At 59.6% G+C, this 11,439-nt stretch carries 8 protein-coding genes and 1 tRNA gene; all 9 read right to left on the bottom strand.

Annotation, left to right across the window (positions count from 1 at the left end):
• Window positions 1-306 precede the first annotated feature (306 nt).
• Entirely contained in the window at window positions 307-666 is a 360-nt protein-coding gene (gene rplT, locus DWW51_RS09280; RefSeq protein WP_022094123.1) for a 50S ribosomal protein L20, read from the bottom strand.
• A gap of 46 nt (window positions 667-712) precedes the next feature.
• On the bottom strand, window positions 713-904 hold the full coding sequence (rpmI, locus tag DWW51_RS09275; RefSeq protein WP_006234422.1) for a 50S ribosomal protein L35: 192 nt from the start codon (window positions 902-904) through the stop codon (window positions 713-715).
• A 32-nt stretch (window positions 905-936) separates the two neighbouring features.
• Entirely contained in the window at window positions 937-1,506 is a 570-nt protein-coding gene (gene infC, locus DWW51_RS09270; RefSeq protein ID WP_089573296.1) for a translation initiation factor IF-3, read from the bottom strand.
• Between the two features lie 431 nt (window positions 1,507-1,937).
• Window positions 1,938-2,024: transfer RNA gene (locus tag DWW51_RS09265), tRNA-Leu, on the bottom strand.
• Window positions 2,025-2,063: 39 nt separating this feature from the next.
• Entirely contained in the window at window positions 2,064-3,497 is a 1,434-nt protein-coding gene (locus tag DWW51_RS09260; RefSeq protein WP_089573297.1) for a transglutaminase-like domain-containing protein, read from the bottom strand.
• 352 nt (window positions 3,498-3,849) lie between these two features.
• Window positions 3,850-4,716, bottom strand: a complete 867-nt coding sequence (gene fba / locus DWW51_RS09255; protein ID WP_035137086.1) for a class II fructose-1,6-bisphosphate aldolase — start codon at window positions 4,714-4,716, stop codon at window positions 3,850-3,852.
• 194 nt (window positions 4,717-4,910) lie between these two features.
• Complete coding sequence (locus DWW51_RS09250) at window positions 4,911-5,594, bottom strand: MBL fold metallo-hydrolase (protein ID WP_117774296.1); 684 nt, start codon at window positions 5,592-5,594, stop codon at window positions 4,911-4,913.
• 84 nt (window positions 5,595-5,678) lie between these two features.
• On the bottom strand, window positions 5,679-8,039 hold the full coding sequence (locus DWW51_RS09245; RefSeq protein ID WP_117774295.1) for a bifunctional (p)ppGpp synthetase/guanosine-3',5'-bis(diphosphate) 3'-pyrophosphohydrolase: 2,361 nt from the start codon (window positions 8,037-8,039) through the stop codon (window positions 5,679-5,681).
• 15 nt (window positions 8,040-8,054) lie between these two features.
• Window positions 8,055-11,342, bottom strand: a complete 3,288-nt coding sequence (gene recJ, locus DWW51_RS09240; RefSeq protein ID WP_117774294.1) for a single-stranded-DNA-specific exonuclease RecJ — start codon at window positions 11,340-11,342, stop codon at window positions 8,055-8,057.
• Window positions 11,343-11,439: the final 97 nt, after the last annotated feature.

Raw genomic sequence — 11,439 nt, 5'->3', positions numbered from 1 at the left:
CGGCTCATCCGGTCCGACCGGGCCGCGCGGCAAGGAGATATATTGCCAGACCGCGAAGCCCTGTGGGTCGTCAATTCCACTCTTCACAAGTCCTACACAACATATCGCTTTCTATAGCTAATAGAAAGACTGGTGCGGATCTTCCGCACGTATCAGATGATGACCCTTTGGTTTAGAAATATATAGAGATCGGTCACCTGTAAGTGTCTATCTACCCGCGCTTTTAGCAATGTAAACCGCGCTTCAGATAAAAAGAGGGAGCGCCGCGCACAACGCGACACTCCCCTAGCGATTCAAGAGAATCTATTAGGCCTCGAGAGCCTTCTTGGCAATGGCAGCCAGCTCGTTGAAGGACTCGATGTCCTCGTAAGCCATCTGAGCCAGGACCTTGCGGTCGAGCTCGATGCCGGCAACCTTCAGGCCGTGCATGAACTGAGAGTAAGAGATGTCGTTCAGGCGAGCAGCAGCGTTGATACGGGTGATCCAGAGAGAACGGATCTCGCGCTTCTTGTTGCGGCGATCACGATACTGATACTGCAGGGAGTGCTGGACCTGCTCTTTAGCATGCTTGTAAGTACGCGAAGCGGCACCGTAGTAACCCTTCGCACGGTGCATAACGGTACGGCGCTTCTTCTTGGCGGCAACAGCGCGCTTAATACGTGCCATGTTCTATCAACTCCTAGACGGTAAAACGAAAAACGGGAACGCGAACTTAGGCGAGACGCGACTTGATGACCTTGCGGTCGGCAGCGGCGATCTCGGTCTCCTGACGGAAGCCACGCTTACGCTTGGTGGACTTCTTGCTCAGGATGTGGCTCTTGAAAGCCTTGGCGCGCATAAGCTTGCCGGTACCAGTCTTGCGGAAACGCTTCTTGGTGCCGCTGTGGGACTTCATCTTAGGCATGAAATACTCCTTAATCGGTTACAGAACACTAGTTACTTGCTATCGCTTGCCGCTTTATCCTCATCGAAGGCGCCCTTAATCGGGGCGAGCAGCATAAGCATGTTACGGCCTTCCATCTTAGGCTTGGACTCGACCGTAGCGTAAGGCTTGAGATCCTCGGCGAGACGCTCGAGAACGTTAAGGCCCTGCTCCGGGTGAGCCATCTCACGGCCGCGGAACATGATGGTGATCTTAACGCGTGCGCCCTTCTTGAGGAAACGCAGAACGTGGCCCTTCTTGGTCTCGTAGTCGCCAACGTCGATCTTGGGTCGGAACTTCATTTCCTTGACCTCGACCTTGGACTGGTTCTTACGAGCAGCCTTGGCCTTCATGGCCTGCTGGTACTTGAACTTACCGTAGTCCATGACCTTGCAGACCGGCGGCTCCGCGTTGGGAGCGATCTCGACCAGGTCGAGACCCTGATCGTCGGCGACGCGCTGGGCATCGCGGATGGCGAACAGGCCGAGCTGAGAGCCATCGACGCCAATCAAACGACACGAAGATGCAGTGATCTCGTCGTTGATGCGGGTGTCATCAGACTTAGCTATTTTCCCTACCTCCATTCATAAAAAAATAACCCGGCGCTTCTCAGCAACCAGGTCGTACACATAGACTTCCTCGATTTGAGGAAGGGAATCTAAGTTGTATGACCAGTCAGCTGCTCATTGGCGCCAAAAGGTGGGAACCCTCAGGTTCCTCTTTAGGGCATTGCGGGAACAACGCCTTGCGAATAATAACACGTACAGCGCGTTATCACATTACGTACACGAAAAAGGGACCTTGACCCCCTTGAACGCTCGCTTGCATGTATGGTGCTCGAGGCGAGACTCGAAGGGCCTTCGCTTCGCGAAGCCCCGGGCTTCGGGCGCGTGGCGCCCTCGCCACGCTCCGCTACAAACAGGCCACAGGCCTGTTTGCTTAACGCTTCGCGCGCTCACGCGAGTTCGGCACGAAAAAGGGGGCCGCAACCCCCTTGAACGCTCACTTGCATGTATGGTGCCCGAGGCGAGACTCGAACTCGCACGTTGTTGCCAACGGTGGATTTTGAGTCCACTGCGTCTGCCAATTCCGCCACTCGGGCACGCAATGCGTGAGTTAGTTTATCACAGCTTTCTACCGATTAGTCCGAAAATGGAACTTCGAGCATTTCGATGAGTTCGACCGTGCGGAGCATCTCGCGCCGACGGCATCCGCGACCGTCGACCGAAGCCTCACCCATCTGGTTATCGTAAGGGTCCTCGCGCATGCCGTCGAAAGAGGGCTCAAACTCTGCCTGGAATCGATTGTTGGCCACCATACGCCACGGGTCGAGATTGCCAAAGTAGTGACGGCGGCGCCACTCCTCCCCCATCCTGCGAGCAGAAGATCCAAATGACACGTCGGCGTTGAGCCATCCGGTCTGCGGCGTATAGAACTCTGCCCAGTCGTGCGACCCCACCGAATCGGGCGCAACATACAGGCCGCTCTGCCAACGGGCAGGCACGCCCGCGATACGGCACATGGTGATAAACGTGAGCGCCATAACGCCGCAATCGCCGCGGAGCGAATGCGCGCAGTCATCGGCAATAGATCCCAAAAGCAAGTACGGCGGCTGATAGCGATAGTCGATGTACTGCGTCAGGTAATCATAGATAGCACGGGCGCGATCGAGCGGATCCTCGAGCCCGTCAATGACACGGGCTGTCAGCTGCTGTAGATACGGCGTGAATGCAATGTGCGGACGGTCCTCGGAGGTGTCCACGGGCAGTGGCGTGTCCATGCAAGGATGCACCGGAAGCGCACCCCCATAGACATCACGATAAGCGGCATCAATTTGATAGCGATAGGTCACCGAGAATGAGCGCTCACTCGAAGAAGACCACGAGGCGGTACGCGCCGAAGCATTCGCGGGGGCAACAGCACCCTCTGGCGTCATATCGAGAACCTCGATATGAGACTGTTGACGACAGGCGGCGGCAACGGGTAGCCACGCGCGAACGGTCTCCCCTTCCAGAGCGCCGGGGACAGACACGGACGCTTTAAGCGTAATGACGCGAGCCAATCCGTTTTGTGACTCCATCTCCTTGAGCATCTCGTTGCGCAGTGCTATTCCGTCCGTAGAATCGGGCCGCATGCCGGGAACCTCTTTGGGATATACGCGAAGCGAATCGAGGAAGTTGTCGAGAACGAACAGTTCGCCATCGATAAAGCGCCAGTCAATACGCTTACGATTAATCAGGTCATCAAACTGCTCTTCGGTAAACTCTGGCCACTCCTCGCGAATCATCGCAATAGCCTGGTCGCGCGACACCGAAAAATGAAGCGGCGTCTCGAGCATGCGATACCGCTCGGCACGAACACAAGCAGCCAGCGAAGGCTCGGAGTTCTGCTCCAAAAGGCGATCGCAGGCAGCAACAGCCTGCGTCAAATACCCGGCATCCATAAGACGAAGAATCTCGGGCGGCAGTCCAACATCGAGATGACGAAAGTCATCACAGCAAACATCAGCAGAGCAACCAACTGGACCCTCGTCAATAACCTTCCCATCCGAAGGCAGCACATTAATAACAGCCATACCAAAACTCCAAGTCACTAGAACGCTTGAAGCCCATTGTAGCGAGATAAAAAGAAAGCCCCAACAAGGGAGCCATCAACACCGCTGAACGGTAGTCAAATAAAAAATTCAGTCTCGTAACCCTGCGGCGTTAAACGAAGGAAGCCCCGTCCCCCGGAACTGCTTCCTTGGCGCGACTTCTGGCAAAGCCAGTAGCCATCTTAATTCAGCCCAGTAACCCTGTAGCGAGTTAACGAAGGAGGCCCCGTTTCCCCGGAGCTGATTCCGTCGCGCGACTTCTGGCGAAGCCAGGTGAGCGCGAGGGAAACAGCGTAGGGGAAACGGGGCCTCCGGCGGGAAGTTAAACCGCTACTTACGCCTTGTTGACGGAGCCAAACTCCTCCATGAGCTCCTTGGTGCGGGCAACGATGTTGTCGCGACCAGGCTTGAGGAGCTTGCGGGGGTCAAAGCCCTTGCCCTGCTGATCCTTGCCAGCCTCGATGTACTCGCGGACGCCCTTGGCGAAGACGAGCTGCAGGTCGGTGTTGACGTTGATCTTGGAGATGCCCAGGGAGATGGCCTTCTTGATCTGATCCTCGGGGATGCCGGTGCCACCGTGCAGGACGAGGGGCAGGTCGCCGGTCTGGGCCTTGATCTCGCCCAGACGCTCGAAGGAAAGGCCAGCCCAGTCGGCGGGGTACACGCCGTGGATGTTGCCGATACCGCAGGCGAGGAAGTCGACGCCCAGGTCAGCGATCTGCTTGCACTCAGCAGGATCAGCGAGCTCGCCGCTGGAGGTCACGCCGTCCTCGGTGCCGCCGATGCCGCCGACCTCGGCCTCGATGGACATGCCCTTGGAGTGGGCAAGCTCAACGAGCTCCTTGGTGCGGTCGAGGTTAAGCTGGAAGGTCTCCTCGTGAGAGCCGTCATACATGATGGACGTGAAGCCGGCCTCGATGCACTTGAAGCAGTCCTCGTAAGAACCGTGATCGAGGTGAAGGGCGACGGGAACGGTAACGCCCGTGGCCTCGACGGCAGCCTTGACCATGTCGGCGCAGACCTTGAAACCGCCCATCCACTTAGCGGCACCAGCGGTGCACTGAAGGATCAGCGGAGACTTGGCCTCCTCGGCGGCCTGGAGAATAGCCAGGGTCCACTCGAGGTTGTTGGTGTTGAAGGCACCGAGACCGTACTTGCCGGCCTCGGCCTTCTTGAGCATGTCTGCTGCGTTGACGAGCATAAAAGAAACCTCCTGTAAGGTTGCTCCGATAACGCCTGAGATTTTACCACGGCGCACCCGAGCATAAACGTTCGTTTGTTCACGAATATCGTCCAAACAGACTTTTTTGACCGTTTGCCCTACGGAATCGACCCGTTGGGGAAAAATAGCTTGACGTCTGGACGCTTCTCGTGCTTCAAAAGCCGACCATTAAGCTACATCTGCATGAAAGGGTTCTGTATGAGCTCGCGTGCCATGGTGGTCGAATCGCCATGGCCGGTTAGGCAAACGGTATCGGGCGGAAGAAGCCGGGCGAGCTTGGAGAGCGAGCGCAGAATAGCCGCCCCATCTCCTCCAGAAAGATCGGTGCGGCCGTGCCCACCCGGAAACAGGGTGTCGCCCACAAAGGCAATGTTCCCCTGCTCGGTGGCAGCAAACAAGACGATCCCGCCCGGCGTATGCCCCGGCGTCTCGATCACCTGCAGGCAGATATCGCCCACCTCGATAGCATCGCCCTCGGCGAGCAGGCGCGTCGGCTCCCCGGGGTCGGGCGTCTCAATGCCCCACATAGCTCGCTGCTCCTCGATGTTCGCATGCGGCACCGTCACATCCTTAGCACACAGCTCATACTGGCAGCCCTCGCCAACGGTGGTTCGCACGCCGGCAACACCACCAACATGATCGGCATGGCCATGAGTGCATACGGCGCCAAGCACGCGTACGCCGGGATGCTCGGCTCGAATATGCTCCACCAAACGCTCGCCTTCCCATGCGGGATCGATAATCACGCACTCATTGTCCGAAATAACAGCATAGCTATTGGTCTGAATGGGACCGTTTACGAGCGTCTCGATCTCGACCGATCCCTTGGGAGTTAAATCCAAGGACACAGCACTCATGCCCCTCTCCTCTCTATAGAACTCGAGGCATCAAACGATGCCTCGAGTGTAGCGAATATCGATAATGTGGCACGTTCGTCGCGACTAAACGCGGCGCTTAAGCTGGGCTCCACCCTCGCCGGGCATCAAGCGACGCGCGTCGTAGACCGAGTCAACGCTGCTGATAGAGGCAAGCAACGGATCCAGGCCGCTCGCGTCCGAGATCTCGACCATAAAGCGCAGGGTTGCAATACCCTCGCGGTTGGTCGACGTGGCGGCAGAAAGGATATTGCCGCCCGCATCGCCAATAGCAATGGTGACATCCTTGAGCAGGCCCATGCGGTCCAGGCACTCCACCACGATCTCGACCTGGAAGAGGGTGTCGGCAGCGCCGTCCCACTCCACGTCGATCATGCGCTCGGGATGTTCCATAAGGCCTTTGACGTTGGGACAGTTGGCGCGATGCACCGAGACGCCGCGACCGCGCGTGATGAAGCCGACGATGTCGTCGCCCGTCACGGGGTTGCAGCAATGGGCCAGACGGACCAGCAGGCCGCTGTTGCTCTCGCCCTTGACGATAATGCCGTTGCTGGCGCTCTTGCCGCGCTTTTGCGGCTTGCGGTTGGAGCCGCGGGCAGGCTGCTTGACGACCTCGGCAATGGCTTCGGCCTTGGTGAGCTGTTCCTCGGGTTTGGGGTCCAAGATTTGCTCGACCTTATTGCCAACGGCACGTGGGGCGACTTTGCCCGCACCAACGGCGGCAAACAGGTCCTCGAGCTGCTTATAGTTAAACTGCTCCGCCACGGCGTTGAGCGCACGCGTGGATCGTGGCGTAGAGATGCCATATCCGCGCTTGCGCAGGTCCTTAGCCAGTATATCGCGGCCGGCGGCAGCGTCGTCGTCCTTGGTCGCGGCGGCGAAGTAACGGCGGATCTTTGACTTGGCGGAAGGTGTCTTAACGATCTTGAGCCAATCACGCGACGGCTTGGAACTCTTGTTGGTCAGAATCTCGACACGGTCGCCCGTCTTGATCTCGTGCGTGAGCGGGGCCACCGCACCGTTGATCTTAGCGCCGACGCAGTGGTTGCCCACCTCGGTGTGAACGGCATAGGCAAAGTCGAGCGGCGTGGAGCCGGCACGAAGCGCCATGACCTCGCCCTTGGGCGTAAAGACGAAGATCTCCTGATCGAACAGATCGACCTTCAGCGAATGCAGGTATTCCTTGGCGTCGGTGATCTCATCAGACGCAGCCCAATCGAGCGAATGTTTGAGCCAGTTAATCTGGTCGTCCAAGCGCTGGGCATCATTGGTCTTAGACGCAGACGATCCGCCCGACTTCTTATAGAGCCAGTGAGCGGCAATACCGTACTCGGCCTGCTCGTGCATCTCGTAGGTACGAATCTGAATCTCGAGCGGGCGGGCCGTGGGGCCGATAACCGTCGTGTGGAGCGACTGGTAGTTATTGACCTTGGGCATGGCGATATAGTCTTTAAAGCGACCAGGCATGGGGTGCCACAGCGTATGCACCGCGCCGAGCGTAGAGTAGCAATCACGTACCGAATGCGTGATGACGCGCAGTGCCACCAGGTCGTAGATCTCGGAAAATTCCTTGCCCTTGCGCTTCATCTTTTGGTAGATGGACCAATAGTGCTTGGAACGGCCGTTGATCTGGAAGTCCTCCAGGCCAATGCGGTTGAGCTCGTCGGTGAGCGTCTTGATGGTCTCGGCCAGATAGCGTTCACGGACCTCGCGCGACTCCGCCACCATGCGCGCGATGCGTTGGTAGGCGTCGGGCTCAAGATAGAAGAAGGACAGGTCCTCGAGCTCCCATTTAATGGAGCTCATGCCCAGACGGTCGGCCAGGGGCGCATACACGTCCATGGTCTCGCGGGCCTTAAACAGGCGACGGTCCTCACGCAGGGCCGCAAGGGTGCGCATGTTGTGCAGACGGTCGGCAAGCTTAACGATGATGACGCGGATGTCCTTGGACATGGCGAGGAACATCTTTCGCAGCGTGAGCGCCTGTTTCTCGTCCATGCTGTCGACTTCGATGTTGGTGAGCTTGGTCACGCCATCGACGAGCTCGGCCACCGTATCGCCAAACAGGCCGGAAACATCGGCAAGCGAGGTCTCGGTATCCTCGACGGTATCGTGCAGCAGCGCGGCGCACACCACATCGCAGTCCATCTTGAGATCGGCCAAAATGATGGCCACCTCGACGGGATGGTTGATGTACATCTCACCCGAGCGGCGCTTTTGGTTGCAGTGCTTCTCGGCAGCAAAGCAATAGGCCTGCTCCACCTTAGAAAAGTCGTCCTCATTCATATATTTGAGGCACAGGCGCTCCAGCTTGTCGTAGCTGTCCGCCATAATCTCGGGCGGCAGCTCATCGGCATGCTTATAGTGCTCCATCTCCGAGAACGGCTGGAGGGCGGAATCATGGGCGGTACGGGCTGCGGCATCCATCGAGGTTCCCTTCCCCTAGGCCCGCGGTACGATCGGGCGGTTAACTTTGGCTAGCATATCAGAAGCGCACGAATCGAGCGCCCAACTCCGGAAAGCCGAGAACTCCATGCGCGAACGCAAGCCCTCCAAATAGCGAATTGACCTGCTCAATTGCACACGGCCGGGGTTTTCGGCCATCGCGATGCGACGGGTGTCGTCAAACCCCGAAACGCGACAGAAGCCAAGCTCTTCGAAGATTCCCAGGCCACTTTCCACCGAGCGCTCGTCGACCGGCGTGCGAGCATCGATGGCAAGGCACATCTGCGCGATGTCGATATCGCTCGCGCTAAAGGAATCGTCCCCGGTCTTGCCGCGGTTGGAGCGCCACATGGTTTGCAGCGCGCGATAGAGCGTGACGAGCTCGTCGCGCTCAGGCGCATAGCAGTCGAGTAGGCGCTCGTTAATGCGGGCGTCGCGCGACGAATAGAGCAGGTGAATCACGGCGGGCTGTCCATCGCGACCGGCGCGGCCACTCATCTGGTTAAACTCAATCGCGCCAAACGGCATGTGATAGAGCACGACATGGCGAATATCGGGAAGGTTGACGCCCTCGCCAAAGGCAGAGGTCGAGACGATGCAGCTGAGGCATCCGTCACGAAACGCCTCCTCTACGCGATGGCGGTCGGTGCGCGTAAGGCCCGCGTTGTAAAAGGCGATATGCGACGCGTAGTCGGGAACGCGTTTGCGTAGCGTCTTGGCAAGCGCCACGGACTGATCACGCGAGTTGACGTAGATGACGGTCTTCTCCCCCGTCGCGACGATGGACACCAGGCGGTTTTCGCGGCTCGCAAGATCGCGGTCGTCCTCGAGCCGCAAGTTCTCGCGCACGGTCTCGTCGACCACCGTACGGGCAATCGACAGCACGCGGGCAAGCTCCGCCACGACCGGAGCCGTCGCGGTGGCCGTCGCCGCCATAACGACCGGATCGCCCAGGGCCTTGAGGATATCGGGCATGTCGAGGTATGCGCTTCGGTCGCCGCCCTTGGCAAGACCGGCATGGTGCGCCTCGTCAATAACGACAAATCCGATACGCCCCGAGCGCGCAAAGCGGTCGCGGTGAATAGACAGGAACTCAGGCGTCGTGAGTACGATGCCGGTGCGGCCCGAAGCCAGGCCGGCAAACACGTCATCGCGCGTTGCTTCCACGGTCTCGCCGGTCAACACGCCCACGCCAATCCCGAGTGCAGCCATCGTCGATGAAAGATGATAGGCCTGGTCGGCAACGAGCGCGCGCAGCGGATAGACAAAGATGCTCGCACGCCCTCGAAGGACCGCCTCGCGCGCGGCGTGCACATGGAAGATGAGCGACTTACCACGTCCCGTCCCCATAACGGCCAAAACGCTCTGGTGGTCGGCGAGCGCGTCGAGTGCCTCGACCTGCGCGCGATGTGGCTGGTTCGAGCCGATAAAGCTATGGATAAGCGAGCGCGTGAGCTCGGTATAAGAAAGCTGGGCGAGCGTCTCGCGTTTACGCGACTCCAGGCGCAGGCCAGAATCCGCCGGCTGCACGCCGCGGCGAAGCTCGCATGCCGGATCGTCGATATTGGACGCCGCGGTATCGCGCACCAAGACATCTTTGATCATGAGCTTGGGCTTCACGCGTCCCTGCCAATGCTCGGCCACGGCCTCGAACACCAAGTCGACGGCGCTGTCGCAATTGATGAGCCTATCGATCTGCGGCACGCGGAACATGATGGCCGGCACACTCGCGGCGCCATCGGTCGCCACAAAGCGCATGTGCTCGCCGGTTTTGCCCACCACGGCGCGATCGCACATCGTCACGCCCTCGGCAGCCAGAAGCGGCACCTTATTGCCCTGGCCAAACGGCTCAAGACGAGAAATCTGCTCGATAGTCTCGATATTTAGCTCGGAGAGGTCAACGGTGGCGGCAACCTCGTCAGTGTCCTCAAAGTCATCGGCGGGAAGCTCCGATAGCACGGCCGAAAGGCGACGGCGGAACTCATCGAGCTTGGATGCCTCGATGGTTACACCCACCGCACCGGCATGCCCGCCGCGGCGAATCAGCAGATCGGAGCAACGCTCGACGGCATCGAACAGGTTGACCTTGCCCACCGAGCGACCCGATCCGCGTGCAACGCCGTCCTCGATCGAGAAGAGCAGCGCCGGCACGTGATAGCGATTGGTCAGGCGGCTCGCCACGATGCCCTTGACGCCCTCGTGCCAGCCCTCGCCGCCCACGACGATTGCGCGCCCGCCGTCATAAGTCTCCTCGACCTTCGCCATGGCATCGCGCGTAAGCTCGGCCTCGATCTCGCGGCGCTGACGGTTGATTTCCTCGAGCTCGGCTGCCAGTGCACTTGCCTCGATAGGATCGCGGGCAAGCAGCAGGTCGAGCGCCAGCTTGGGATCAGCCATGCGGCCGGCAGCATTCAGACGAGGGATGAGCGAAAACGACAGGCCGTCGGCCGTAATGGTAGAAAGGTCGGCCTTGGCAAGTGCGGCAAGCGCGATATAGCCGGGACGGGCCGTCACGCGCATCTGCTGGATGCCCTCGGCGACCAGTGCGCGATTCTCGGGCGTGAGCGGCATCATGTCGGACACGGTGCCCAGCGCCGCGACCTCGATCAGCGAACGCCAATACGACGGCTTGCCCAAACGCTCGCCCAGGACCTGCACCAGCTTGAGCGCCACGCCGGCACCGGCAAGCTCGCGCGAGGGGCCCTCGTCCTCGAGCTTGGGGTCGGTCAGGGGCACGCCCTGCGGCACCTGGTCGGACGGCTCGTGATGGTCCGTGACCACCAAATCGATCCCCAGGCTCTCCAGATAGGAGACCTCCTCCTTGGCGGCAATGCCGTTATCGACGGTCACGATCAGGTTGGGTTGGGCGAGCTCGTTGACGCGGTCGAGCGCCGCACGCGACAGGCCGTAGCCCTCGTCAAAGCGATGCGGAATAAACGGCGTGACGTTGGCGCCAAACGAACGTAGCGCCTCGGTCAACAGACAAGTCGACGTAATGCCGTCGACGTCAAAATCGCCAAAGACGGCGATGCGCTCGTGGCTGCGAATAGCACGCTCAACGCGGTCAGCGACGACCGCCATGCCCGGAATAACGAGCGGGTCCGCCCAGTCGCGATCGAGCGAAGGCGTCAAAAACAGCTGGCCTTCCTCGATGGATGTAATGCCGTGCGCAACCATAATGCGCGCCACCAGCCCGGGTATGCCCAGGCCAGCCGAAAGCTCCTTTTCGAGCTCGGGGTTTTGCCGAGCGACCGCCCAGCGATGCGTCGTCTTAAGCGATGACATAGGCGCCCACCCCCGATAGGGGCAGGTCGCCGCGATACCTCTCACGGTTCATAGCGATGAGTCCTCTGTGTATGCCCGCTTCGGCAGGCAGATCTGT

This window comes from Collinsella sp. AF15-51, assembly GCF_003462845.1.
GTDB lineage: Bacteria > Actinomycetota > Coriobacteriia > Coriobacteriales > Coriobacteriaceae > Collinsella.
This window is presented reverse-complemented; position numbering and strand designations above follow the sequence as displayed.

Excerpts from the sequence above, each read along its gene's own strand:
- DWW51_RS09260 (WP_089573297.1), bottom strand. The coding sequence starts at position 3,497 with ATGGCTGTTATTAATGTGCTGCCTTCGGATGGGAAGGTTATTGACGAG.
- DWW51_RS09250 (WP_117774296.1), bottom strand. The coding sequence starts at position 5,594 with ATGAGTGCTGTGTCCTTGGATTTAACTCCCAAGGGATCGGTCGAGATC.
- rpmI (WP_006234422.1), bottom strand. The coding sequence starts at position 904 with ATGCCTAAGATGAAGTCCCACAGCGGCACCAAGAAGCGTTTCCGCAAG.
- fba (WP_035137086.1), bottom strand. The coding sequence starts at position 4,716 with ATGCTCGTCAACGCAGCAGACATGCTCAAGAAGGCCGAGGCCGGCAAG.
- DWW51_RS09245 (WP_117774295.1), bottom strand. The coding sequence starts at position 8,039 with ATGGATGCCGCAGCCCGTACCGCCCATGATTCCGCCCTCCAGCCGTTC.
- recJ (WP_117774294.1), bottom strand. The coding sequence starts at position 11,342 with ATGTCATCGCTTAAGACGACGCATCGCTGGGCGGTCGCTCGGCAAAAC.
- infC (WP_089573296.1), bottom strand. The coding sequence starts at position 1,506 with ATGGAGGTAGGGAAAATAGCTAAGTCTGATGACACCCGCATCAACGAC.
- rplT (WP_022094123.1), bottom strand. The coding sequence starts at position 666 with ATGGCACGTATTAAGCGCGCTGTTGCCGCCAAGAAGAAGCGCCGTACC.